The 23,040-nt window shown below is 68.3% G+C and carries 23 protein-coding genes and 1 tRNA gene; 14 read left to right on the top strand and 10 right to left on the bottom strand.

What is annotated here, in order from left to right; translation table 11 throughout:
- Positions 1 to 116: 116 nt before the first annotated feature.
- Positions 117 to 1,292 (top strand): acetyl-CoA C-acetyltransferase, encoded by a 1,176-nt coding sequence (locus ACK4SE_RS11230; protein ID WP_409692544.1) that lies wholly within the window; start codon positions 117 to 119, stop codon positions 1,290 to 1,292.
- Between the two features lie 3 nt (positions 1,293 to 1,295).
- On the opposite strand, the gene ACK4SE_RS11225 is transcribed toward ACK4SE_RS11230, so the two are convergent.
- On the bottom strand, positions 1,296 to 1,484 hold the full coding sequence (locus ACK4SE_RS11225; protein WP_409692542.1) for a hypothetical protein: 189 nt from the start codon (positions 1,482 to 1,484) through the stop codon (positions 1,296 to 1,298).
- Between the two features lie 131 nt (positions 1,485 to 1,615).
- A complete protein-coding gene (locus ACK4SE_RS11220; RefSeq protein ID WP_409692540.1) occupies positions 1,616 to 2,287 on the bottom strand; it encodes an OmpA family protein in 672 nt (223 codons plus the stop codon).
- A gap of 160 nt (positions 2,288 to 2,447) precedes the next feature.
- Between ACK4SE_RS11220 and ACK4SE_RS11215 the strand changes: the two genes are divergently transcribed.
- The gene (locus tag ACK4SE_RS11215) at positions 2,448 to 3,386 is read left to right on the top strand and encodes an isopenicillin N synthase family dioxygenase (protein WP_409692538.1); all 939 of its coding nucleotides are present in this window, start codon (positions 2,448 to 2,450) and stop codon (positions 3,384 to 3,386) included.
- Here ACK4SE_RS11215 and ACK4SE_RS11210 read toward each other — a convergent pair.
- Both ACK4SE_RS11210 and ACK4SE_RS11205 read right to left on the bottom strand, forming a co-directional pair.
- Entirely contained in the window at positions 3,383 to 4,141 is a 759-nt protein-coding gene (locus tag ACK4SE_RS11210; RefSeq protein WP_409692536.1) for a DUF502 domain-containing protein, read from the bottom strand. The genes ACK4SE_RS11215 and ACK4SE_RS11210 overlap by 4 nt on opposite strands.
- Positions 4,141 to 4,371, bottom strand: coding sequence for a DUF1674 domain-containing protein (locus tag ACK4SE_RS11205; protein WP_409692533.1), 231 nt, complete (start codon positions 4,369 to 4,371; stop codon positions 4,141 to 4,143). The genes ACK4SE_RS11210 and ACK4SE_RS11205 overlap by 1 nt, the downstream gene beginning before the upstream one ends.
- 92 nt (positions 4,372 to 4,463) lie before the next feature.
- Between ACK4SE_RS11205 and htpX the strand changes: the two genes are divergently transcribed.
- Positions 4,464 to 5,396, top strand: a complete 933-nt coding sequence (gene htpX, locus ACK4SE_RS11200) for a zinc metalloprotease HtpX (protein ID WP_409692531.1) — start codon at positions 4,464 to 4,466, stop codon at positions 5,394 to 5,396.
- Positions 5,397 to 6,304: 908 nt separating this feature from the next.
- Here the strand turns inward: htpX and ACK4SE_RS11195 are convergent.
- On the bottom strand, positions 6,305 to 7,177 hold the full coding sequence (locus ACK4SE_RS11195; RefSeq protein WP_409692528.1) for an isoaspartyl peptidase/L-asparaginase family protein: 873 nt from the start codon (positions 7,175 to 7,177) through the stop codon (positions 6,305 to 6,307).
- A 106-nt stretch (positions 7,178 to 7,283) separates the two neighbouring features.
- On the opposite strand from ACK4SE_RS11195, the gene ACK4SE_RS11190 reads away from it, so the two are divergent.
- The 3 genes from ACK4SE_RS11190 (at position 7,284) to ACK4SE_RS11180 (ending at position 9,735) form a co-directional block, all read left to right on the top strand.
- Positions 7,284 to 8,282, top strand: coding sequence for an NADPH:quinone oxidoreductase family protein (locus ACK4SE_RS11190; RefSeq protein ID WP_409692525.1), 999 nt, complete (start codon positions 7,284 to 7,286; stop codon positions 8,280 to 8,282).
- Positions 8,279 to 9,025, top strand: coding sequence for a 2OG-Fe(II) oxygenase (locus ACK4SE_RS11185; protein ID WP_409692523.1), 747 nt, complete (start codon positions 8,279 to 8,281; stop codon positions 9,023 to 9,025). Before ACK4SE_RS11190 ends, ACK4SE_RS11185 begins: the two co-directional genes overlap by 4 nt.
- Positions 9,026 to 9,105: 80 nt before the next feature.
- Positions 9,106 to 9,735, top strand: coding sequence for a 2OG-Fe(II) oxygenase (locus ACK4SE_RS11180; RefSeq protein WP_409692520.1), 630 nt, complete (start codon positions 9,106 to 9,108; stop codon positions 9,733 to 9,735).
- Here the strand turns inward: ACK4SE_RS11180 and ACK4SE_RS11175 are convergent.
- The gene (locus ACK4SE_RS11175; RefSeq protein ID WP_409692517.1) at positions 9,732 to 10,160 is read right to left on the bottom strand and encodes a YkvA family protein; all 429 of its coding nucleotides are present in this window, start codon (positions 10,158 to 10,160) and stop codon (positions 9,732 to 9,734) included. The two genes, ACK4SE_RS11180 and ACK4SE_RS11175, sit on opposite strands and share 4 nt — an antisense overlap.
- Before the next feature lie 54 nt (positions 10,161 to 10,214).
- On the opposite strand from ACK4SE_RS11175, the gene ACK4SE_RS11170 reads away from it, so the two are divergent.
- The 7 genes from ACK4SE_RS11170 (at position 10,215) to lpdA (ending at position 20,208) form a co-directional block, all read left to right on the top strand.
- On the top strand, positions 10,215 to 10,997 hold the full coding sequence (locus ACK4SE_RS11170; protein WP_409692514.1) for an SDR family oxidoreductase: 783 nt from the start codon (positions 10,215 to 10,217) through the stop codon (positions 10,995 to 10,997).
- 167 nt (positions 10,998 to 11,164) lie between these two features.
- Positions 11,165 to 11,239, top strand: a tRNA-Gly gene (locus tag ACK4SE_RS11165).
- 134 nt (positions 11,240 to 11,373) lie between these two features.
- Positions 11,374 to 13,269 carry a fibronectin type III domain-containing protein gene (locus ACK4SE_RS11160; protein WP_409692511.1) on the top strand — a complete coding sequence of 632 codons (1,896 nt, stop codon included), beginning with the start codon at positions 11,374 to 11,376 and terminating at the stop codon, positions 13,267 to 13,269.
- A gap of 150 nt (positions 13,270 to 13,419) precedes the next feature.
- Positions 13,420 to 16,242, top strand: a complete 2,823-nt coding sequence (locus tag ACK4SE_RS11155) for a TonB-dependent receptor (RefSeq protein ID WP_409692508.1) — start codon at positions 13,420 to 13,422, stop codon at positions 16,240 to 16,242.
- Between the two features lie 115 nt (positions 16,243 to 16,357).
- Complete coding sequence (locus ACK4SE_RS11150; protein WP_409692505.1) at positions 16,358 to 18,127, top strand: ATP-binding protein; 1,770 nt, start codon at positions 16,358 to 16,360, stop codon at positions 18,125 to 18,127.
- 71 nt (positions 18,128 to 18,198) lie between these two features.
- Complete coding sequence (locus ACK4SE_RS11145; RefSeq protein WP_409692502.1) at positions 18,199 to 18,669, top strand: hypothetical protein; 471 nt, start codon at positions 18,199 to 18,201, stop codon at positions 18,667 to 18,669.
- A 117-nt stretch (positions 18,670 to 18,786) separates the two neighbouring features.
- The gene (gene lpdA / locus ACK4SE_RS11140; protein WP_409692499.1) at positions 18,787 to 20,208 is read left to right on the top strand and encodes a dihydrolipoyl dehydrogenase; all 1,422 of its coding nucleotides are present in this window, start codon (positions 18,787 to 18,789) and stop codon (positions 20,206 to 20,208) included.
- 36 nt (positions 20,209 to 20,244) lie between these two features.
- On the opposite strand, the gene ACK4SE_RS11135 is transcribed toward lpdA, so the two are convergent.
- From ACK4SE_RS11135 to ACK4SE_RS11125, 3 genes are read right to left on the bottom strand one after another with little or no spacing between them, the layout of a single operon-like run.
- Positions 20,245 to 20,469, bottom strand: coding sequence for a YdcH family protein (locus tag ACK4SE_RS11135; protein ID WP_409692497.1), 225 nt, complete (start codon positions 20,467 to 20,469; stop codon positions 20,245 to 20,247).
- Between the two features lie 36 nt (positions 20,470 to 20,505).
- Entirely contained in the window at positions 20,506 to 20,994 is a 489-nt protein-coding gene (locus ACK4SE_RS11130) for a TIGR02444 family protein (RefSeq protein WP_409692494.1), read from the bottom strand.
- The gene (locus tag ACK4SE_RS11125) at positions 20,991 to 21,602 is read right to left on the bottom strand and encodes a UbiX family flavin prenyltransferase (protein WP_409692491.1); all 612 of its coding nucleotides are present in this window, start codon (positions 21,600 to 21,602) and stop codon (positions 20,991 to 20,993) included. The genes ACK4SE_RS11130 and ACK4SE_RS11125 overlap by 4 nt, the downstream gene beginning before the upstream one ends.
- A 116-nt stretch (positions 21,603 to 21,718) precedes the next feature.
- On the opposite strand from ACK4SE_RS11125, the gene ACK4SE_RS11120 reads away from it, so the two are divergent.
- A complete protein-coding gene (locus ACK4SE_RS11120) occupies positions 21,719 to 21,892 on the top strand; it encodes a YdcH family protein (protein ID WP_409692488.1) in 174 nt (57 codons plus the stop codon).
- Between the two features lie 72 nt (positions 21,893 to 21,964).
- Here the strand turns inward: ACK4SE_RS11120 and ACK4SE_RS11115 are convergent, their stop codons facing one another.
- The gene (locus ACK4SE_RS11115; RefSeq protein WP_409692485.1) at positions 21,965 to 22,957 is read right to left on the bottom strand and encodes an MltA domain-containing protein; all 993 of its coding nucleotides are present in this window, start codon (positions 22,955 to 22,957) and stop codon (positions 21,965 to 21,967) included.
- Between the last annotated feature and the right edge of the window lie 83 nt (positions 22,958 to 23,040).

Below are 23,040 nucleotides of genomic sequence, written 5' to 3'. Positions count from 1 at the left end.
CCACCCAGCATGGCCCCCTTATGGTGACGATCCGCTGAATCCACGGCTTTCAGGTGACGAAACGCCTCTGTTGAGGCAGAACCGCCACACCGAAATTCCTCCCGGAGTGAAATCCCATGTCCGACATCGTCATCGTCTCGGCCGCCCGCACCCCCGTCGGCTCCTTTCTGGGGGCCCTGTCCTCCCTGCCGGCCCACGAGCTGGGCGCCGTGGCCATCAAGGCGGCGCTGGAGCGGGCGGGCGTGAAGCCCGAAGAGGTGGACGAGGTGATCATGGGCCAGGTGCTGCAGGCCGGCGCCGGTCAGGGCCCGGCCCGTCAGGCGGCGGTGGCGGCGGGCGTGCCGGTGGAGTCACCCGCCTGGAGCCTGAACCAGCTGTGCGGCTCGGGCTTGCGCGCGGTGGCGCTGGGCCTGCAGCAGATCACGGCGGGCGACGCCAAGATTGTGGTGGCGGGCGGTCAGGAGAGCATGAGCCAGGCCCCCCACGCCGCCAATCTGCGCAACGGCCAGAAGATGGGCGACCTGTCGTTCACCGACACCATGATCAAGGACGGCCTGTGGGACGCCTTCAACGGCTATCACATGGGCCAGACCGCCGAGAACATCGCCGACAAATGGTCCATCGCCCGCGCCGACCAGGACGCCTTCGCCGTGGCCAGCCAGAACAAGGCCGAGGCCGCCCAGAAGGCCGGCAAATTCGATGACGAGATCGCCCCGGTGACGATCTCCACCCGCAAGGGGGACATCGTGGTCGACAAGGACGAGTACATCCGCCACGGCGCGACCCTCGAGGCCATGGAGAAGCTGCGTCCCGCCTTCGCCAAGGACGGGTCGGTCACCGCCGCCAACGCCTCGGGCCTGAACGACGGCGCCGCTGCGGTGGTGCTGATGACGGCGGATGAAGCGGCCAAGCGCGGCCTGAAGCCGCTGGCGCGCATCGCGTCCTGGGCCACGGCGGGTGTGGATCCGGCCATCATGGGCACGGGCCCGATCCCGGCGTCGAAGAAGGCGCTGGACTACGCCGGCTGGTCGGTGGCCGACCTGGACCTGATTGAATCCAACGAGGCCTTCGCCGCCCAGTCCCTGTGCGTGGTGAAGGAGCTGGGTCTGGATACGGCCAGGGTGAACGTGAACGGCGGCGCCATCGCCATCGGCCACCCCATCGGCGCCTCGGGCGCGCGGGTGCTGACCACCCTGCTGCACGAGATGAAGCGCTCGGGCGCGAACAAGGGTCTGGCCACCCTTTGCATCGGCGGCGGCATGGGCGTCGCCATGTGCGTGGAGGCGGTCTGACCGCTAGCGGTCGATCGAGGCCCGGACCAGGGGAGCAGCGCCCGGTTCTTCCAGCAAGGCGGGCAGCAAGGCGGGCAGAAGAGCGCCGCCTGCGCCGATGACCAGGGCGGCGACGACGACAGCGGAGACGACGGCCACGCCGGTCAGGCGCAGGCCCTCCCGGACATCGTCGTCATCGCTGTGGTGATCCATGCCGCCTCCCGGCTCGCCATGGGCGAACGCTGGAGTCAGAACAGCATGGGCGCGGCCTGCTTCGCAAGCGCAACCAAAGGAAAAGGCGGCGGTTTCCCGCCGCCTTCGCCATTTTTACGCGACTGCGTCGATCAGTTGGCGGTCAGCGGCCGGATCAGGATCTCGACCCGACGGTTCTGGCTGCGGCCGTCCACGGTGTCGTTGGACGCGATCGGATTGCGCGAGCTGGCGCCCGCCACATACAGACGCTCGCGCATCACGCCTTCGCCGATCAGAAACTGCGCCACCGAGGCGGCGCGGCGCTCCGACAGCGGCTGGTTGATCTGGTCGCCGCCGGTGGAGTCCGTGTGGCCGACGATGTCCACCACCGAGCGGTCATACTCGTTCATGACGCGGGCCACGTCGGCCAGCACCGGATAGAACCGCGCGTTGATGTCGGCGCTGTTGGTGGGGAAGGTCACGTCGCCGGGCATGCGCAGGACGAGGTTGTCGCCCTGACGGGCCACGCCGACGCCCGAGCCGGACAGTTCAGCTTCCATGGCGCGCTGCTGGCGGTCCATGTACTGGCCGATGGCCGCGCCGCCCAGGGCGCCCACGCCCGCGCCGATCAGGGCGTTCTTGCGGCCCTCTTCGGAGTTGTTGGTGTTGGTCAGATAGCCCAGCACGGCGCCGCCGAGCGCGCCGGCGATGGCGCCCGTGGCGGTGTTGTTGCGCGGCGCGTCGGTGCGGTACGCATCGGTGGTGGTGCAGGCGGCGGCCACGAGGGCCAGCGCGCTGACGCCGGCGATAATCTTGATGTTCATGGTGGAGATCCTTCCAGGGTTTCTATGACCCAGCCGCTGGAACGCCTGGCGAACGGCCAAGGTTCCGGTGCGGCCGCTTGAAGCGAGGCCATAACGACCTTTTGCCATCCGGATGATGAACGGCGTAAGACGGCCCCCGTTCACCTCCGCGAGGCCTCCCGTGACCGACAGCGCCATCATCCCCGTCTCCATGACCCGCTTCGATGCGGACTTTCAGGGCTTTTCCGACGATCTGGGGGCCTCCTTCGCCCGCTACGGCTTCGCCGTGGTGGCCGACCACGGCCTCGACGAGGCGGTGATCGGCGCGGCGCTGGATGACGCCAGGGCCTTCTTCGCCCTGCCCGACGCGGTCAAGCGCGCCTATCACCAGCCCGGCACGGGCGGCGCGCGCGGCTACACCCCCTTCGGCATCGAGGCGGCCAGGGACGCCGCGGCCGTGGACCTCAAGGAGTTCTGGCACGCCGGCCGCGAGCTGCCCGAGGGCCACCCCTATCGCAAATACATGCGCGACAACGTCTGGCCCGCCGAGGTCCCCGCCTTCCAGGCCCACGTCTATGGCATGTTCCAGGCGCTGGACGCGCTGGGCGGCAAGCTGCTGCGAGCCATCGCGCGCTACCTCGAGCTTCCCGACGATTTCTTCGCCGACAAGGTGGCGCTCGGCAATTCGGTGCTGCGCCTGCTGCACTATCCGCCGGTGCCGGCCGATGCGCCGGGCGTGCGGGCCGGGGCCCATGAGGACATCAATGTCATCACCCTGCTGCTGGGCGCCGAGGAAGCCGGCCTGCAGCTGCTGGACCGGGACGGCCAGTGGCTGTCGATCGCGCCGCCGCCGGGGGCCCTGGTGGTCAATATCGGCGACATGCTGCAGCGCCTGACCAACCACGTGCTGCCGTCCACCACCCACCGGGTGGTCAATCCGGCCCCCGAGCGGCGCGGCTTCTCGCGCTATTCGACCCCGTTCTTCCTGCATTTCGAGCCGGAATACGAAATCCGCACCCTCGACAGCTGCGTCTCGGCTGAAAACCCGGATCGCTACGCCGAAGGCATCACCGCCGAGGACTATCTGCTGCAGCGCCTGCGCGAGATCCGCCTGCTCTAGTTCGGGTTCGGGTCCGGCATGATCGGCGGCGGGGCGTCCGCCGCATCGGGGTGGCCGGTGGTGCGGTATTTCACCGCTTCGGGCGCGATGACCCCGGCCGAGACGATGAACTGGATGGCCTCGTTCAGGGTCCAGTCCAGCCACACCAGCCGATCCACCGGCACGATTTCCACATAGCCCGAGGTCGGGTTCGGCGTGGTGGGCACATAGACCGCCGCCAGCTCCTCGCCGGTGTCCGAGGCGCGGAAGCGCTGGGTGACCAGCCCCACGGTGCGCATCTCCGGCGAGGGAAACTCGATCAGCACCACCTTCTGGGCGCCCTCGGTGGGGGACTGGAAGCTGGAGATCAGCTGGCGCGCCGAGCCATAGACCACGCTGCCCACCGGGATGCGGGTGATGAAGTCCTCCACCATCTGGCCCACGACCCGCCCGATGACCCCCTTGGCCATCAGTCCGATCACGATCAGGGCCCCCAGCGCCACCACGATGTTCAACACCGTGGAGGTCACCGGATGCAGCAGGAAGCCTTCCAGCCCCGGCACGATCAGCAGCAGGGTGGCGGTGAACGGGCCGGTCATCAGCCCGCCCACGAAAGCGGCCACCTGCAGCACCAGCCACAGCACCCACAGGGTCAGCGCCAGCGGCGCCACGGCGATGGCGCCCACCACCAGCGCCTGCGACGCCCGCGCCGCCAGGCTCTTGACCCGCATCCGGGTCAGGCGAAGTTCCTCGTCGGTGAAAGCCCAGCGTTTCATCAGAAGTCCACCGCCAGACCCTTCTTCTCCCAGTCGCCGTAGCGCGTGGGCTCGGCCCCGCGCGGCCCGCCCTGTTCCGGCGGCAGCTCCAGCGGCGGCGCGGCGGCGCGGCGCGCGGCGGCCTCCTCCAGCGCCCGGCGCGCGGCGGGGCTCAGGGGCTTGTCCTGGGCCGCGTCCGGCAGGTCCGGGTTCAGCAGGACGGGGGTGTCATCGGCGGGCTGATCGGTCACGGGCGGGGCTCTTGAGGCGGGGGCGTTCCCGCTCCACATAGTATGCAACAGGGCCCGCGACAAAGCCCGCCCCATCATTCACACGGAAAACCATGAACCACATCAAGACCTTCATGCTGCTGGCCGCCATGACCGCCCTGTTCGTGGGGGTCGGCTGGCTGATCGGCGGGGCCACGGGCATGCTGATCGCCCTGGTCTTCGCGGTGGCGTTGAATTTCGTCAGCTACTGGAACGCCGACAAGATCGTGCTGAAGATGTACCGGGCCCAGCCGGTTGACGAGACCCACCCCGACCCGGTGGTGCGCAACTATGTGGCCGACACAAAGGCCATGGCGGCGAGCGCGGGCCTGCCCCTGCCCAACATCGTCATCATCCCCAATGACCAGCCCAACGCCTTCGCCACCGGCCGCAATCCCGACAACGCGGCGGTGGCGGCCACCACCGGCCTGCTGCGCATGCTGGACCGGGCCGAGATCCGCGGCGTCATGGCCCACGAGCTGGCCCATGTGAAGAACCGCGACACCCTGGTCATGACCGTGACGGCGACCATCGCCGGCGCCATTGCGGCTTTGGCCAATTTCGCCCTGTTCTTCGGCGGGCGCGACCGGCCGGGCGGGATCATCGGGACCATCGCCATCATGCTGCTCGCGCCCATGGCCGCCGCCCTGGTGCAGATGGCCATCAGCCGAACCCGCGAATACGGCGCGGACCGGGTCGGCGCCGAGATCGCGGGCGACCCCCAGTCTCTCGCCAGCGCCCTGGCGAAGATGGAGCGCTATGCCCGGGGCGAGCTGAACGTGGCGGCCGAGCGCAATCCGGCCACCGCCCACATGTTCATCATCAATCCCCTGAACGGAAAGGGCGCGGACAACCTTTTCTCCACCCACCCGGCCACCGCCAACCGCATCAAGGCCCTGAACGCCATGGGCGGCGGATCGCGCCCGGCCTTCTTCGCCGAGCCGGCAGCCCCTCGCGCCGGCGCCTTCGTGCCGGTGACGGGCGAGCGGCGCGGACCGTGGGGGTGAGGGGAGGCGAGCGGACGGTCACAAGGTCAGGCAGCGGGTGGTTTGCAGACGCTTGGCCGATGTCTCTATTGCCGCCTTTCGGGCGGCGGCACAGGGTTAGAGGACAGCACTTCATCGACGATTATCAGGTGGCGACTCATCCCCATATGGCCATAGCTGCCGGGATATGTCGCTCTGCGACCTATAAACTCTATTGCATAGGCTGGATGCCCATCACTGAGGAGTGGCTCAGGTCCGGTAGACTCCAGCCAGATGGCGTCTGGTGAATAGGTCCACACAGCAGGCGCTACTGTCGCGTTGGGCAGAAATGCCGAGCCTTCAAACTCGTTAAGCCAGATGCCGCGCATTCGCTCGGGCGGGTTGAAGCGAAAACATTCCTCGGAGCCGATGAACACATAAACATCACCGTAGGCGTCTGTCCTTTTACGATAACAGGGCTGGTAGAACCAGCCGGCGTAGCCAAGTTGTACGGCTGCCCTGTCCCATGGGTTCTTATACGGAGCCGACGAGCGGTCCGAACAGGCACATAGGCCCAGCAGCAAGAGCAGGGACAAGAGAGCGCGTGTCATGACCGGAAGAGCCTATGTGGAAGGATCGGAACGCGCCACCTAACTTCCGCAAAGGGTCGGGAGCGGCCGTTTCCGACGGACCACAGACATGGATCGCCGCCGCGTGGACCCCGTTAATCTAGCATTTTCCAGCGCCTGGGATGTGACCCTAACTCTCGGCTCACCCCGGCGAAGGCCGGGGTTCAGATCATAAGGCTCCAATGGGTGGACGTTCTGGCCCCCTCAAATCCTGACCGCCCAGCTACGCCATCTGGAGCCCGGCCTTCGCCGGGATGAGCGGGAGTGTGTGACTGCCTCCCGGCTCTTCGCTTCACTACGGCCGGGATGACAGAATGGCCTCTACCCGAACACCTCCACCCCGATCTCCCCGGACACATCCAGCCAGGCGCGCTTCATGCCCTGGCTGGTGAAGGGATCGGCGCGGTTGCCGTGGCGGTCCAGGGCGATCAGGCCTCCGTCGCCGCCCATGGCGCCGATCCGGTCGATGACGGCGCGGGCGGCGGAGGCCAGCGGCTGGTTCGCGGCCACCCGCCAGGCGGTCTGGGCGGCGGCGGCGGTGCGGATGAAATACTCGCCCTGGCCGGTGCAGGACACCGCCGCATGGTCGTCGGCCCAGGTCCCGGCGGCGGGGATGGGGGTGTCGCCGACGCGGCCGGGCATCTTGCCGAACACCCCGGCGGTGGAGGTGGCTGCGGCCAGCCGGCCGTTCACGTCCAGCACCACGCAGCCTACGGTCCCGTGGGCCAGGGCCCCCGGCGGATGGTTGTCGTCGCCCTGTCCGGCGCCGGTAAACCAGCCTTCCGGGTCATCCACCGGCTCCAGTCGCTGATCGCGGGCGAAGTCGGCGGCGCCCTGACCGGCCAGCATGACGTGGGGGGTCCCGGTCATCACCGCACGGGCGGCGCGGATGGGGTTGCGGAAGCCCTGCAGGGCGGCCACGGCCCCGGCCTTCTGGGTGGCGCCGTCCATCAGGCTGGCGTCCAGCTCATAGCGGCCGTCCAGATTGGGCGAGGCGCCGCGCCCGGCCACATACAGCCCGGAGTCCTCCAGCATCACCACGGCCTCAACCGCCACGTCCAGCGCCGGGGCGCCGTCCGCCAGCCGCGCGGCCATGGCCTCGACCACCGCGCGCATGTTGGCGATCTGCGGGTCGTAGTTTTCCGACCGGCGGGCGCCGGCGCCGCCGTGCAGAACCAGGGCTGGACGGGTCATGGGGGCATCTTCCTGAAGCGTTCGCCCTTTTCACGGGCCTTCGCGCTCATTAGCCTTCGAACAAGACGGGCGCCACCGCCCGGTCCCCAGCTTCACGAGGTTCGATTTGCGCGCGGTCCTGTCCCATGCCCCCGGCGGCCCCGAGACCCTGACGGTCGAGGAGGTCAACGACCCCACCCCCGGCAAGGGTCAGGTGGTGATCGAGGTGAAGGCGGTGGGGATCAATTTCCCCGACACCCTGATCATCGAGGACAAATACCAGTTCAGGCCCGAACGCCCCTTCTCTCCCGGCGCCGAGGTGGCCGGGGTGGTCGAGGCGGTGGGCGAGGGCGTCAAAAACGTGCGCAAGGGCGACCGGGTCATCGCCGTGCCCGGCTGGGGCGGTCTGGTGGAGCGCATCGCCGTGCCCGCCAGCCACGGCATCCCCATGCCGAAGGAGATGTCCTTCGAGGAGGGCGCCGCCCTCGTCATGACCTACGGCACCAGCTACTACGCGCTCAAGGACCGGGCCCGGCTGAAAGAGGGGGAAACCCTTCTGGTGCTGGGCGCCGCGGGCGGCGTGGGCGCGGCCGCCGTCGAGCTGGGCAAGGCCATGGGCGCGCGCGTCGTGGCCGCCGCCTCCACCGGCGACAAGGTGGAGTTCGCCCTGGAGCTGGGGGCCGACAACGGCCTGATCTACCCCACCGGCCCCATGGACAAGGCGGCGCAGAAGGAACTCTCCAGCGAGCTCAAGCTCGCCACCGGCCGCGACGGGGCGGACGTGGTGTTCGACGGCGTCGGCGGCGACTACGCCGAGCCGGCCCTGCGCGCCATGGACTGGGACGGGCGCTATCTGGTGGTGGGCTTCCCGGCGGGGATCCCGTCCCTGCCGCTGAACCTGACCCTTTTGAAGTCCGTGTCGATCATCGGCGTGTTCTGGGGCGCCCACGTGGCCCGCGAGCCGGAGATGCACGCCGCCAACATGGCCGACCTGATGCGCCTGTACGCCGAGGGCAAGATCCGGCCCCGCGTCTCGCGCACCTTCCCCCTGCACAAGGCGGGCGAGGCCATCCAGGCCCTGGGCGACCGTCAGGCGCTGGGCAAGATCGTGGTGACCGACGCATGAGCGGTCCCGTCGCCCCCGGTGAGATCACCATAGCGCCCGGCCTTGACCCCCTGCGGCTGCAGCCGATCTTCAGGCGCACCCGCCGGCTTCACATCCCGGACGTCCTGCCCGGCCAGACCGCCGCAGCGATCTGTCAGGCCCTGATCAGGGACACCCCGTGGAAGCGCTCGCTGTTTCTGGGGGACCGAGGCGTGGCGCTGGATTTCGACGAACTGGCCGCCATGCCCGCGGACGCCCGCGCCCGGCTGGATCAGGGACTGGCCCAGCGCGCCCGCGACGGCTTCCAGTACGCCTTCGACAGCTGGTCGGTGTCGGACGAGGTGGAGGCGGGTCGCCGCACAGGGCATCCGGCGGAGTCCTTCTATGATTTCCTGAACGCTCCGGCCTTCCTGCAGTGGGTGCGCGCCGTCACCGGAGACGACCGCCCGCGCTACTGCGACGCCCAATGCACGCGCTTCAACCCCGGCGACTACCTCAACGGCCATACGGACGAGGCCGAGGGCAAGAACCGTCTCTACGCCTATGTCATGAACCTGACGCCGAAGTGGACGGTGGACTGGGGCGGGGTGCTGCTCTTCATTGATCAGGACGGGCACGTGGCCGAGGGCTACACCCCGGCCTTCAACGCCCTCAACATCTTCGAGGTGCCCCAGCCCCACTCGGTCTCCATTGTGGCCCCCTTCGCCGGCACGTCCCGGCTGGCGATTACCGGCTGGATCCGGTCCGCAGGTCCCGACGCGTGACGACGCTGCGTCACCCGTTCGCGCCCCCGCAGGCAGCGCAGCAGCTGTCGGCTGCGGGACGGGTCCGGATCCCTGACGTTTTGACAGACGACAGCGCCCGCGCGCTGCATGCGGCCCTGACCGACGAGGCCCTGGTCTGGCGCCGCAGTCTGGACAATCCCGCCAATGTGGATGTGCCTGTGGCCATCTTCGAGAGCCAGCCCGCCGACGAACAGGCCCGTCTGATCGCCATGGTTCATGAGGGCGCGCGCGACGGCTTCCAGTATGTCTATGACCGCATCCGCATCGGCTACGGGGTCAGCACCGGCGAGGCGATGCCGGAGGCGCTCGCCGCCCTCTACACCCTGTTCAACAACGACCTCTGGCTCGACTTCGCCCGCACCCTCACCGGCGATGACCGCATCGCCCGTGTGGACGCCATGGCCACCCGCTTCGGGCCGGGGCAGTTCCTGAACGGGCACAACGACCAGCATGAGCAGGCCGGGCGGCTCTACGCCTACGTCCTGAACCTGTGCCCCCGCTGGCGCGCGGAATGGGGCGGGCTGCTGCTGTTCAAGGACGACCGGGGCGAGGTCGTCGAGGCCTTCACGCCCGGCTTCAATGTGCTGAACGTGTTCCGCGTACCCCAGACCCATGCGGTGTCCATGGTCACGCCCTTCGCCGGGGCGCCGCGCCTGTCGATCACCGGCTGGTGGCGCAGCCACGCCTAGGGCTGTCTGGCGTCAGCCCTGTCGTTGCGCAGGGCCTCCAGCGTCCGTTCGGCCGACTGGTAGTGGCGACCGCGGATGTGGGAGCCGACCAGAGCGATCATGGCGGCGATCACCGCCGCGTCGTCGGTGAAGCCGATGCCCACGAACACGTCGGGAATGACGTCCACCGGCATGACGAAATAGCCCAGCCCCGCCAGCATCATGGCCTTGGCGCGGAACGGCGTCTCGGGATCGCGCGCCGCGTGCCAGGCCGCCACCGCCTCCCGCGCGAAGGGGATGCGGGTGGCCGTGCGCCGGATCTTGGGCCAGAAGCCGCGCCGCACCCGTTCGGCGTTAACCTTGATGGTGGCGGGGACCAGCGCGCGCGAGGGCTCCAGCGCCTGCTCGGGCGTTTCAATTGAAGACGGTTTGGCGTTTGGCGTCATGGCGTCTAAATCCTCGGCCCAGCTCAGAGTTCAATCAATATAGGGACGAATGCCATGCAACTGGATGGTTCGATCGCGGCGGTGGTGACGGGCGGGGCCTCGGGCCTGGGCGAAGGCACAGCGCGGGCCCTGGCGGCCAGGGGCGTCAAGGTGGCCATCTTCGACCTGAACGAAGAGGCGGGCGAAAAGGTCGCGGCCGAGATCGGCGGGGTTTTCTGCAAGGTCAATGTGACCGACGACGCCTCGGTGGCCGCCGCCTTCGAGAAAGCCCGCGCCGCCCACGGCCAGGAGCGCCTGACCGTCAATTGCGCCGGCATCGCCACCGGCCAGAAGACCGTGTCGCGCAAGAAGGACACCGGCGAGATCCGCGCCCACGACATGGCCCAGTTCGAGAAGACGGTGACGGTCAACCTGTTCGGCACCTTCCGGGTGGCGTCCCAGTCGGCGGCCGGCATGGTCACCCTCGACCCCATGGACGACGGCGAGCGCGGCCTGATCGTCAACACGGCCAGCGTGGCGGCCCAGGACGGCCAGATCGGCCAGGCGGCCTATTCCGCCTCCAAGGGCGGCGTCTACGCCATGACCCTGCCCATGGCCCGCGACCTGATGAACGAGGGCGTGCGGGTCAACACCATCCTGCCGGGCATCATGTGGACGCCCATGATGGCGGGCATGGACCAGAAGGTTCAGGACGCCCTGGCTGCGATGATCCCCTTCCCCAAGCGTCTGGGCACCCCCGCCGACTATGCGGCGCTGGCCCTGCACCTGGCCGAGAACACCTACATCAATGGCGAATGCATCCGTCTGGACGGCGGAATCCGTCTGGCGCCCAGATAAGGGCGCTACCGTTCGCCGCGCGGCGGCTCGCTGCTTGAGCGCAGGGTTGGGCGCTGACGCTCGCGTCACAGACGCTCGCTGCTTGAGCGGGGGAGTCGGATTTTTCCGACGTTTCCCCTTGCGGCCCCCGCCCGCGCTCGGCTATAGGCCCGCCCTCGACTGAGAATGCGGGCGTAGCTCAGGGGTAGAGCATCACCTTGCCAAGGTGAGGGTCGGGCGTTCGAATCGCCTCGCCCGCTCCAGTCGAAACGCAAAGAGCCTCGTCTTCGGACGGGGCTTTTTTGTTTCGGCCTTGCAGGGGCCCGAAGGGAAGCCTGATCCGTTCCCGGCGCATTTCAGCCCTCCCGACACGCCCCTGTCATACACAGGCGTCACCATGCATCATCCCCTCACGATCGCTGCGCCGATGCGCCGCCTTGTCCAGGAACGCCGCATGATGTCGCGCAAGCTTCTTCTCGCCCTCGCCCTGTCGGCGGGTCTGGCCCTGTCGCAAACGCCAGCTCTGGCCTTTCAGCAAGCTGTGGTCGCGGCGCCGGCCTCGCCCCACGCCGCCCTTGAATCCGACGTCTCGAACATCCTGGATCGCATGGTGCGCGACATGGGGCCCGCCGAGCGTCTGGCCCTGACGCCCGACAGCGCCGCAGCCTTCCTCAACGCGGAGGAGCGCGAGCGCCTGTCCACCGGCTTCGCCCGCTTCACCGTCGATCGCCCGGCGCGCCTGTTCGTCGCCTTCGACAGCACCTATGGCGAGACGCCCTTCTGGCTCAGCGATCTGGGGTTCGAACGCCGGGCGGACCTCGACTTCATCGTCGATGTGGAGGATCCCTTCCATGTCTGGGAAAAGGCCGTGCCTGCCGGTGAGGTGAACCTCGGCGTGCCCAGCCTGTCGGGCGAGATGAAGCCCTATATCGTCTTCGCCGCGCCCGCCGGGGGTGAGGGGACGGTTGCAATCACCCCGCTGGTTCCGGGGGTCGATGTGCAGGCCGCCCGCGAGGCCGGCGAGCCCTATGTGGACGACAACGACTACTTCAACGCCCTGCCCGCCGAACTGGACGGCCTGCCCGTGCTGCGCAGCTTTGAGAGCTGGGAGTTCGTCTCGCGCATGGTGGGCTTCTTCCGCGCCACCGACTATCCGTCGTCGAGCGCCCCGGATCATCTGCAGCTGACCTTCCAGGGCGACCCCCGGACCGGCGTGACGGTGCAGTGGCGCACCGACGAGACGGTCGACGCCTCAATCCTGTGGTTCGCGCCGTCGGGTGACGACGCGGCGGGCCGGGTCCTGACGGCCGAGGCCGGCGCCCTGACCAGCCGCCAGATCGTCAACGACCCCGATATCCGCCTGCACCGGGTGCGGCTGGACGACCTGACTCCCGCCACGGACTACGAGTACGCCGTCAGCGCTGATGACGGTCAGACCTGGACCCAGCGCCGCCGCTTCCGCACCGCGGCCGAGGCGGGAGCCGAGCCCTACGCCTTCATCTATCTGGGCGATCCCCAGAACGGCCTGGACGAATGGGGCGACCTGATCCGTCAGTCGGACCGCCATTTTCCCGAGGCCCGCTTCTACATGATCGCCGGCGACCTCATCGACCACGGCACCGAGCGGGACAACTGGGACCAGTTTTTCCACGAAGGATCGACGGTGTTCGACCGTACGCCCGTGGTCCCGGCGCTGGGCAACCACGACAGCCACGGCGGCCACCCGACCCTGTACCTTCAGCAGTTCGCCCTGCCGGACAACGGCGCCGAAACCCTGGACCCGGGCCGCACCTACCATGTGACCTATCAGGACCTGCTGGTGGTGGTGATGGACTCCAACTACGACCTGGTGGAGCCGGAGCTTCAGGTGGAATGGCTGGACCGGGTGCTGGGCGAAAGCGACGCCCGCTGGAAGGTGGTGATCTACCACCATCCGTTCTACGCCTCGCGCCCGGGCCGGGATAACTATCCGTTGCGCGACGCCTGGGGCCCCATCTTCGACCGGCACAATGTGGACATCGCCTTCCAGGGCCATGACCACGCCTACATGCGCACCGTGCCCATGCGCGGCCACGAGCCGGTTGCCGAGGGCGAGCACGGCACGGTCTATCTGGTCGCGGTGTCGGGCACCAAGATGTACGAGCAGGAGCTGCCCGCCTTCGCCGCCTTCGGTACGGTCAACACCCGCACCTATCAGATCATTGAGGTGGATCCCGTCGCCGGAACCCTGGCGTACCGGGCCATCGACAGCGACGGCGGCGTCATCGACAGCTTCGATCTGTCCAAGGACTGAACTTCGGCTTGATCCGGATCGGCCCAGCCATCCGGATCGGGGTCACTGAAGCATTAAATCAACGTCATCAAAGGGTCGTCGTCCCTATGGCAATCGGTCCCGGATAAGCGGTGGCGGTCCTTTCGCCGCATGCATCGGGGGACCATCTTGATGAAATCTGCAATCCGTTTGCTGGGCGGCGTATCGGCGGCCGCACTTCTGGCCGGAGCTGCCCAGGCAGCCGACATCTCGGGCCGGGTCACCGAGGCGACCGGCGATATCGGCCTGGGGGGCGCCGTCGTCCGCGTTCTGGAGACCGGGCAATCAGCAGCCACGCGTCAGGACGGCTCCTTCCGGCTGAGCGGCATGCCCGCGGGCCGCTACACGGTATCGGCATCCTATCTGGGCGCCGACATCCAGACCCTCGAAGTCGTGCTGGTCTCGGACGCCGCCGAAGAGACGGCCAATTTCCGGCTCGGTGACAATGTCACCGTCGTGGACAACGTGCTGGTGGTGGGCCAGCGCGGTCAGCTCAACTCCGCCATCAACCGACAGCGCTCTGCCGACGGCGTCATCACCGTCATTTCCGCCGATGCGATCGGACAGATGCCGGATGAGAACGTGGCCGAGGCGGTGCGTCGCGCCGTCGGGGTCAATGTCATCAACGACCAGGGCGAAGGGCGCTTCATCTCCATTCGGGGCATCGACCCGAACCTGACCACCGGCAGCTTCAACGGCGTGCGTCTTCCGTCTCCCGAGGCCGAGGACCGGCAACTGCCGCTGGACGTGATCGACGCCGACATCCTGTCGGCCATCGTCATCTCCAAGACCCTGACCCCGGACATGGATGGGGATTCCATCGGCGGCAACGTCGAAATCGAGACCCTTTCAGGGCTGGACCAGGCCTCCATGGTTCTGCGGGCGCGTCTCGCCGGCATCCACACTGACCTGGCGAACGAGACCGGCTGGCGCGGCTCCCTGACCTACGCCGACCGCTTCGCCGACGGCCGGCTGGGCGTCGCGGCCTCGGTGTCGCACCAGCATCGTCCGTTCGCGTCCTCGAACATCGAAACCGGCGCGGAGTGGGAGGAGGACGGCGACCTGTTCTACCCCCTTGAGGTAGACTACCGCGACTATCGCCCGACCCGCACCCGCACCACCGCATCGCTGAACCTCGATTTCATGGCTGACGCCAACACCCGGTTGTACGCGCGCGGCCTCTATTCCGCCTTCGCCGATGAAGAACTGCGGATGTCCATGGCCGTGCCGTTCGAGGACGGCGAACTGGTCGGCGGCGATGACGGACGGGTTCTGTTCGCCGCCACCGGCGACGACGAGATCGAGATCGAACGCTCCCTGCGCCAGCGCAAGGAAACTCAGTACATCTATTCCATGGTGCTGGGCGGCGAGACGTTCCGCGGCCCCTGGACCATCGATGGTCAGCTGTCCTGGTCCTACGCCGAGGAGGATCAGCCCGATACGCTCTACACCACCATGGTCGCCGAGTTCGACTCGGGCCTGTTCGGCGTGGACGTCACCGATCCCCTCCGCCCCCGTCTGTTCCTGGGGGATGCCGCCACGGAGGCCGCCTTCAACACTGCGTCGAACTACGAGTTCGACGAATACGAACTGGCCAGCGGCCGTTCCCGCGACACCGAATGGACGGGTTCGGTGAACCTGCGCCGCGACAGCGCTCTGTGGGGCGGCAGCGGCTACACGCGCGGCGGGGTGAAGATTCGTCTGCGCGAAAAGGACTTCTCCGAGGACGTGCTGATCTGGGACGGAATCGACGGCCCGGATTTCACCCTGGATCAGGTCCAGGGCGACGTGGGCTATGACCTCGCGCCGTTCGGCCCGGGCATCGATCCGGCCCGCACCCTCGCCTTCTTCCGTGCGAACCGCGACCGGCTGGAGCTTGAAGAAATCGACTCCGTCATCGATTCCAACGTCGGCGACTACGAGCTGACCGAAGACATCTACGCCGGCTATCTGATGCAGAGCGTGGATGTGGGCACCATGCGCGCGATCTATGGCGTCCGGGTGGAACGCACCGACTTCTCCGCCGCCGGCAACCAGGTGTTCCTGGCCGAGGAAGGCGCGATCGTGGACGGCGTCGAGCTTGACGACGACACGGTGTTCGTCACGCCGTACACCGTCTCGCGCACCTATACGGACGTGCTCCCCAGCGTGAACCTGCGGTTCGACCTCGCCGAGAACCTGATCGGCCGGGCCGGCTACTATGCCTCCATCGTGCGGCCCAACCCCGACCAGACGGCGCCGCGTGTCGAGATCGAGCGCGATGACGAGAACGAAACCGTTGGCGTCGCGGGCAATCCGGATCTGGATCGGGCGCAGGCGCACAATCTGGACTTCGCCTTGGAGTGGTATCCCAACCGCGACTCGGTGTTGTCCGCCGGCATATTCTACAAGAGCATCAGCAACTTCATCGGCGCACAGACCTTGGAGAACGTCTCCTTCAATGGCGTTGACTTCGACGAGCTGGAGACCTTCGTCAATCTCGGCGACGCCACAATCCTCGGCCTGGAGCTGAACTATCAGCAGGCTCTGACCTTCCTGCCCGGACTGCTGTCCGGCCTGATCGTCGGCGCCAACTTCACCTATGTGGACTCCGAGATCGACCTGCCAGACGGCCGGACCATTGCCTTGCCGCGCCAGTCACGAAACGTCGCGAACCTGCTGCTGGGCTACGAGTACGGACCGCTCGATCTGCGCGCAGCCGTCAGCTACCGTGACAGCTACATCGACGGCATTGACGAGGGCGGGCCGGGCGTGGACCGCATCGTGACCGACCACACCCAGTTCGATTTCTCGGCCAAGTACAACTTCTCGCCCAGCGTTCAGGCCTTCGTTGAGTTCAAGAACATCAACAACGAACCCTATGTGGCCACGGTCCGCTCCGGCCGTCGTGTCGGCAACGCCCAGTATGAGACCTATGGCTGGACGGCCCTGTTCGGCTTCCAGTACCGCTACTGATCCCACCCTCCCCCTGAACAGGCCGGCCCTTAACGGGGCCGGCCTTTTTTCTGGTCAAGGAGGGGGGATTGGCGCCGCCCTTGCAAAGGTCGACCGAAACAAGGTTCGGTGACGCATGTTTCTAGAAGGCGAGGTCAACTGGGCTCTGGTGTTCGGCGTGGTGGCGGCGGCCTGCGCCGTCGTGGCCATTGCGGGACTGGTCGCCGCCGCACGCTGGGCCATGGCGTATCGAAATGCGACGACCCAGCTTGATCACGCCCTGATGAGCCACGAGGGCGCGGCCCGACGCCTGCGCGAGGTTCTGGACGCCATTCCGGTCGCCCTTGTCGAAACGGACCTGAGCGGCAAGTTCATCTTCGCCAACCGCGCCGCCCACCAGTTGCTGGGCCGCCGGGATGCCGAGCTGCTGGGCCTGCGCTTCCACTCGGCCACCTGGGGTATCACCTATCCCGACGGCCGCACCGTGCCCCCGGACCTTTTGCCCAGCGCCCGGGCCCTGCGCGGCCAGACGGTCAAAGGCTTCCAGCACATTATGGCCAACCCCTCCAGCCGCCGGAAGATGCTGGTCTCGGTCACGGCCATGCCGATTCTGAACCCCATGGGTGAGGTGATCGGCTCCACCGCCGCCATCGTCGAGACCGAAAGCCTGATCCAGCCCGAGCCGGCGCCCGCGCCTGAGCCCGTCGCCGCCCCGGTCGATCCCGGTCTGACCCGGCGGGTGTTCGACGCCGCCTCCAGCGCCCTCGTGGTTGTGGACGCCGACGGCCGCGTGCGCGAGGCCAACCTGGCGGCGCTGGAGCGCCACGGGCTGGATGCGCACGCCGTGGAGGGCCTGGACTTCGCCGATCTGTTTCTGGCGCTGGACGAGCGCACGGCGGGCCGCATGGCGCTCAAGGCCGCCCGCGCCGCCGATCCGGGCGCGGCCGAGCCGATCTTTGCGGCCTCGGGCCTGACCTGGCGCGTCCTGTCCCTGCCGGGCGACGACGGAGCCCTGCTGCTCGCCGGCGAGCGCACGCCGGAGCCGATGCTGGTGACACAGGCCGAGGATCTCGTCGAGGCCGAGGCTGACGACCCTGCCGGAGTCCTCCGCGCAGAGCTGGAGCTGGCCCGCGCCCGCCTGACCGCGCTGGAGCACCGCGCGGCCGGGGACCGGGAAGAGCTCACAGCCGCCCGGCGGCTGGAGACCGTGGGCCGCCTGACCGGAGGCGTCGCGCACGATTTCGCGGCCCTGCTGGGGGTCATGACCAGCGCCCTCGACATGCTGCTGAAGCAGGCGGACCAGCCCGACCGGGTGCGCCGTCTGGGCGGGGCGGCGCTGAACGCGGGCCGGCGGGGCGAGGCCCTGACCCGGCGTCTGGCCGCCTTCAGCCAGGGCGAGGACGCGGTCATCAACCGGCTGGACCTGACGGTGCTGCTGAAGGCCATGGAGCCGAGCCTGCGCCAGATGGCGGGAGAGGCCGTGGATCTGCTGATCGAGGCGCCGGACCGGCCCATGGAGGCGCTGATCGATCCGGCCGCCTTCGAAGGGGCCGTGAGGGCGCTTCTGGACAATGCGGTGCAGGCGCTGGACCGGCGGGGCTCCGTGGCCATCCGGCTGGACGAAACGCCCGACGGTGAATGGGCCCTGTCGGTGCGCGACAACGGGCCCGGCATGGACAGCGACGTTCTGGCCCGCGCCTCGGAGCCCTTCTTCACCACGCGGGACGGCGCCGCCGGACTGGGTCTGTCGCAGGCCTACGCTTTCGCGCGTCTGTCAGGCGGACGACTGTCCCTGGACAGCGCGCCGGGCGAGGGGACCGAAGCGGCCCTGATCCTGCCGCCCGCGCCGGAAACGCCCGCCGAACCGGCCCCTGCCGCCCCAGAGGCCGAGATTGCCGAATCCTGAACCGGGATTTCGCCGTTCTTTAAGCGGCCAGCTCCTGCTAGGCTGTGGCCAGAGGGAACAGGGAGGCGGTCATGAGAGTCCTGCGGTTCATTCTGGTCATTGTGGTGATCGGCTACGCGGGCTGGCTGGCCTGGCCGTTCCTCTCGCCCTTCCTTGAGGGCGCGGGCCCCGAGGCGGCGGCGTCGCGCTCCGGCGCCGTGGTGGCGCTGGATTCCGGCGGCGATATGCCCACAGCCGCCCTGTGGATCGGGGCGGTGGTCCTGTATCTGCTCAGCGCCCTTCTTCTGGGGGCGGGCAATCCCCGCGCGGTGGCAGCCTATTTCCTGGGCTTCATGGCCGACATCGTGTTGCGTCTGGCCATGAGCCCGAACCGGGGCGTCTCCGCTGACATCGCCGCCCGCTCGGCCGAGGCCGTCCCGGCGCCGGCGGGGCTGGACCCGCAATGGATCGTCATCGCGGCCCTGCTGCTGGTGGGCTTGCTGGTCATGGCGGCCAGCCGCCGGGTGCGCCGCAGCCGTCCGGTCGGACATCTGACGCCCTGACACCGGACCTGACGGCTTGCCCTCATGGCCGGTGAGGCCATATCAGGGGTGGAGACGGCCGCCTGTCCCGGGTTATGAGCGGGCGCGCGCCTCCCCGCCGCAACTCAAGGACTCCTCATGGCCGACGCCCCCCAATCCGCTCCGCAATATGACGTGGTCATCATCGGCGGCGGGCCCGGCGGCTACAACGCCGCCATCCGCGCGGGACAGCTGGGCCTCAAGGTCGCCTGCGTGGAGATGCGAGACACCCTGGGCGGAACCTGCCTGAACGTTGGCTGCATGCCCTCCAAAGCTCTGCTGCACGCCTCCGAGCTGTACGAGGTGGCCGGAACGGAATTCGCCGGGCTCGGCATCAAGGTGGGGAGCCGCGAGCTCGACCTGTCCCAGATGATGAAACAGAAGGACGACAGCGTCGGCCAGCTGACCAAGGGCATCGAGTTTCTCTTCAAGAAGAACAAGGTGGACTGGCTCAAGGGCCGGGGCCGCATCGCCGGAAAAGGTCAGGTCGAGGTCGAGGCCGCCGACGGTTCGAAGGCCACCGTGGCCGCGAAGAACATCATCATCGCCACCGGGTCCGAGCCCACCCCTTTGCCGGGCGTGGAGTTCGTGGCGAACAAGGTGGTCGATTCCACTGGCGCCCTGTCCCTGCCCGCCGTGCCGAAGAAGCTGATTGTCATCGGCGCCGGCGTGATCGGCCTGGAGCTCGGCTCCGTCTGGCGTCGTCTGGGCGCCGAGGTCGAGGTGGTGGAGTACCTGGACAAGATCGGCGCGGGCATGGACGCCGAGGTGGCCACGGCCTTCCAGCGCGGCCTGACCAAACAAGGCATGACCTTCCGCATGGGCACGAAAGTGACCGGCGCCAAGGTGGCCAAGGACGGTGTCGAGCTTACGGTCGAACCGGCGGCGGGCGGCAAGGCCGAGACCCTCAAGGGCGACGTGGTGCTGGTGGCCATCGGTCGTCGCCCCTACACGGCGGGTCTGGGGCTGGAGACCGTGGGCATCGAGACCGACAAGCGCGGCTTCATCGCCAACGACCACTTCAAGGCGGGTCAGGACGGCATCTGGGTCATCGGCGACGTGACCTACGGCCCCATGCTGGCCCACAAGGCCGAGGAAGACGCCGTGGCCGCCGTCGAGCTGATCGCCGGAAAGGCGGGCCATGTGGACTATAACCTGGTCCCCAGCGTCATCTACACCGGTCCGGAAGTGGCTTGGGTCGGCAAGACCGAGGAGCAGCTCAAGGACGCGGGTGTCGAGTTCAGGAAGGGCAAATTCCCCTTCGCCGCCAACAGCCGGGCCAAGATCAATCACGAGACCGAGGGCTTCGTGAAGGTGCTGGCCGATCCCAAGACTGACCGCGTGCTCGGCGTGCACATCTATGGGCCGCAGGCAGGCGAACTGATCGGCGCGGCCTGCATGACCATGGCCTTCGGCGGCGCCTCGGAAGACATCGCCCGCACCTCCTACGCCCACCCCACGCGCTCGGAGGCCCTCAAACAGGCCGCCATGGGCGTCGAGGGCTGGATCATGCAGGCCTGATCACAGCCCGCCCTGCGGGGCCCGCCATCTTGCCCGTCAGGCGATGATGTCGGGCAGGATGCGGCTCTCGATCTTCACAATCTCGTCGCGCACCGACAGCTTCTTGCGCTTCATGCGGGCGATGCGCAGCTGGTCGGGCACGGGCATGGCGCCCAGGGCCTCGATGGCGGCGTCAAGATCGGCATGCTCCTGACGCAGGGCCTTCACCCGGTCGCGCAGCTCGCGCTCTTCGGTGTCGGAAAGGTCTTCGTCGTCGTTCATGGGGCCCCCGTCCGCGCCATTATAACCGCGCCCGATTCAGGCCGGAAGCCGTTTAGCCAGAGCGTCCGCCAGATGGCCCAGCGCCGGCCGCGGGATCTGATCGCCCCATTCGCGGGCCACGCGTACCAGCAGTTCGACCGTGGCCGGCGCCTTGCCGCCCGGCGCCGGCGCCGGCGCCAACACCTCCAGCGCAAGCATCAGGCGGCGCTCAGCCTCCAGTTCGACGGCCTTGACCTGGGCCCGCACCGCCTCGCGGTCAGGATCGGCCATGTCCGGACGACGGGTCTTCAGGGCGCGGCGCAGCTCCCGCAGCGGAACCACCGCATGGTCGGCCCAGACCCGCGTGGTGTCGACGGCGCCCTCGATGGCGTCCTCGTCCGGCTTGCGGCCGGTCTCGGCCTGCCACGCGGCCCACAGCAGAAGGGGCACGACCTGGTCGTGCACATCCTGAAGATGCAGGCATTCCTCGGCCACGCCGTGCGCGGCATAGGCCGCCACGGCCCAGTCCCAGAATCCGTCGCTCATTCAGCGTCCGCCGCCATGCCCTGCCAGCGCCGCACCGGGGCCCAGTCCAGGCCGAACAGGTCCAGCACCCGGCCCACCGACTGGTCGATCATCTCCTCGATGGAGGCGGGGTTCGCATAGAGAGCGGGAAGGGGCGGGGCGATCACCGCCCCCATCTCCGCCAGGGCCGTCATGGTGCGCAGATGGCCCAGGTGCAGCGGCGTCTCGCGCACCATCAGCACCAGACGGCGCCGCTCCTTGAGGGTCACGTCGGCGGCGCGGGTCAGCAGGGTCGAGGTCACGCCGGTGGCGATCTCGCTCATGGTGCGCACCGAACAGGGAGCCACGACCATGCCCAGAGTGCGGAACGAGCCCGATGACACGGATGCCCCCACGTCGCCGATCTTGTGAACCACCGACGCCTTGTCGGTAAGCTCGGCGAGAGAAAGAGTCGTTTCCTGCGACAGGGTCATGGCCGCCGCGCGGCTGACCACAAGGTGGCTTTCCACGCCGAGATCGTTCAGGGCGTCCAGCGTCCGAACGCCGTAAGCCACGCCGGATGCTCCGGAAATTCCCACGATCAGGCGCGGACGCGCGCCGGATACGGCTCTGTTCACATCATCGGCCATATTGGGCGCCATGCTCCTCATGTCCCTGGCGACGACCCGTGTCACCGGAATGTGATTCCACAGGTCGCTGCGAGGGGCGTTGGATCGTTTGGTCCCTTAACATGGAGGCGCAAGCCATGGCCATTGACGCTCGCATTCGCGAACTGGGAAATCGTCACCGCAATCTGGATGAGACCATTCAGCAGGAAATGACCCGACCCGGCACGGACTCGCTGCGCGTCAGGGAGCTCAAACAGCAGAAGCTCCGACTGAAGGAAGAGATACGAACGCTCGAGGCGCGGTTGAACTAGCCGTGTCTCCGGACTGAAAGCGGAAAGGCCCTGCCGGGACCGGCAGGGCCTTTTTGATTCGGGATTCCCGGTCTAGCGCGGAATCAGCCGCCACATGCGCAAGGGGTGGCGCACGGTCCCGGCTTCTTCCCCCGCCACAGGACCGCGGCCCATGTAGAAGTCGGCGCGCACGCGACCGCGGATTGCGCTTCCGGTGTCCAGGGCGGTCATCAGGCCGAAATAGCTGTCGCGGGCGCCGATCAGCCCGGCGCCGTTGGCCGCGATCCAGACCGGCTCGCCATAGCGCCAGTGGGCCGGGTCCACGGCGATGGCGCGGCGCTCGGGCAGGGGAATTCCCGCCGCCCCCGCCGGGCCCTTGCCGTCGTCGGGCTCCAGCCGGAAGAAGATGTAGCGCGGATTCAGGCGCATGACCCGGTCGGCCTCCGGCCCCCGGTTTGCCGCCAGCCAGCGCCGGATGGCTTCACCGGAGGTGCCGTCACGGGGCAGCAGGCCCTCGTCGGCCATGGGCCGGGCGATGCCCAGGAATCTCAGTCCATTGTCGGCCGCGTAGGCGGCGCGCGCCGTCGATCCGTCGGGGAATGTCAGATAGCCCGAGCCCTGGATCTGCAGGAAGAACAGGTCCTCCGGCTTCAGCCAAGCCATGACCAGAGCGGGATCGTGGGACGTCTCGATGGCGGCCCGGTCGGGATAGTCGCGCACCGTCCCATTGGGCAGCCGCTGGCGATACAGGGCCCGTCCGTCGGCCCCCTGGGTCCGCGTCAGGTCGGGCGGGGGCGCCAGCAGGGGCGCCGAGAATTCCGCGTCCCGCACAGCGCGGGCTTCGTACTCAGGGGCGAAATAGGCGGTCAGCAGGCCCGTTTCATCGCCGCCTTCGGGACGAAATCGGGTCTCGAAAAACAATCGGGCGTTCTCGCCGGTGGCGCCGGGCGTGGCGGCCAGAAGCTTCGCGGCCTCGCACACGCTCCAGGCGCTGCGGTCGGCCCCGCAGCCCTCGGCGTAGCCGCGCAGGGCCGAGAGATGATCCTCCCCGACCCAGCCGGGCAGGGCGGCGAAGGCGGGGTCCACTGGCCCGGGCGTCCACGGCGCCGGCTGGCCGGGAACAGGCGGGGGCGCCGGCCCGGGCCCCGGTGCAGGCCCGGGTTGAGGCG

The sequence above is a fragment of the Brevundimonas sp. genome, assembly GCF_046293315.1.
Lineage (GTDB): Bacteria > Pseudomonadota > Alphaproteobacteria > Caulobacterales > Caulobacteraceae > Brevundimonas.
The sequence above is the reverse complement of the archived record's forward strand: the minus strand, read 5'-3'. Positions and strand labels throughout refer to the sequence as shown.

What these genes read in the sequence shown, in the direction of transcription:
- ACK4SE_RS11150 (WP_409692505.1), top strand. Translation starts at nt 16,358, where the DNA reads ATGTTTCTAGAAGGCGAGGTCAACTGGGCTCTGGTGTTCGGCGTGGTG.
- ACK4SE_RS11135 (WP_409692497.1), bottom strand. Translation starts at nt 20,469, where the DNA reads ATGAACGACGACGAAGACCTTTCCGACACCGAAGAGCGCGAGCTGCGC.
- htpX (WP_409692531.1), top strand. Translation starts at nt 4,464, where the DNA reads ATGAACCACATCAAGACCTTCATGCTGCTGGCCGCCATGACCGCCCTG.
- ACK4SE_RS11125 (WP_409692491.1), bottom strand. Translation starts at nt 21,602, where the DNA reads ATGGCCGATGATGTGAACAGAGCCGTATCCGGCGCGCGTCCGCGCCTG.
- ACK4SE_RS11175 (WP_409692517.1), bottom strand. Translation starts at nt 10,160, where the DNA reads ATGACGCCAAACGCCAAACCGTCTTCAATTGAAACGCCCGAGCAGGCG.
- ACK4SE_RS11185 (WP_409692523.1), top strand. Translation starts at nt 8,279, where the DNA reads ATGAGCGGTCCCGTCGCCCCCGGTGAGATCACCATAGCGCCCGGCCTT.
- ACK4SE_RS11220 (WP_409692540.1), bottom strand. Translation starts at nt 2,287, where the DNA reads ATGAACATCAAGATTATCGCCGGCGTCAGCGCGCTGGCCCTCGTGGCC.
- ACK4SE_RS11130 (WP_409692494.1), bottom strand. Translation starts at nt 20,994, where the DNA reads ATGAGCGACGGATTCTGGGACTGGGCCGTGGCGGCCTATGCCGCGCAC.
- ACK4SE_RS11210 (WP_409692536.1), bottom strand. Translation starts at nt 4,141, where the DNA reads ATGAAACGCTGGGCTTTCACCGACGAGGAACTTCGCCTGACCCGGATG.
- ACK4SE_RS11225 (WP_409692542.1), bottom strand. Translation starts at nt 1,484, where the DNA reads ATGGATCACCACAGCGATGACGACGATGTCCGGGAGGGCCTGCGCCTG.
- ACK4SE_RS11145 (WP_409692502.1), top strand. Translation starts at nt 18,199, where the DNA reads ATGAGAGTCCTGCGGTTCATTCTGGTCATTGTGGTGATCGGCTACGCG.
- ACK4SE_RS11155 (WP_409692508.1), top strand. Translation starts at nt 13,420, where the DNA reads ATGAAATCTGCAATCCGTTTGCTGGGCGGCGTATCGGCGGCCGCACTT.
- ACK4SE_RS11230 (WP_409692544.1), top strand. Translation starts at nt 117, where the DNA reads ATGTCCGACATCGTCATCGTCTCGGCCGCCCGCACCCCCGTCGGCTCC.
- ACK4SE_RS11170 (WP_409692514.1), top strand. Translation starts at nt 10,215, where the DNA reads ATGCAACTGGATGGTTCGATCGCGGCGGTGGTGACGGGCGGGGCCTCG.
- lpdA (WP_409692499.1), top strand. Translation starts at nt 18,787, where the DNA reads ATGGCCGACGCCCCCCAATCCGCTCCGCAATATGACGTGGTCATCATC.
- ACK4SE_RS11120 (WP_409692488.1), top strand. Translation starts at nt 21,719, where the DNA reads ATGGCCATTGACGCTCGCATTCGCGAACTGGGAAATCGTCACCGCAAT.
- ACK4SE_RS11160 (WP_409692511.1), top strand. Translation starts at nt 11,374, where the DNA reads ATGCATCATCCCCTCACGATCGCTGCGCCGATGCGCCGCCTTGTCCAG.
- ACK4SE_RS11195 (WP_409692528.1), bottom strand. Translation starts at nt 7,177, where the DNA reads ATGACCCGTCCAGCCCTGGTTCTGCACGGCGGCGCCGGCGCCCGCCGG.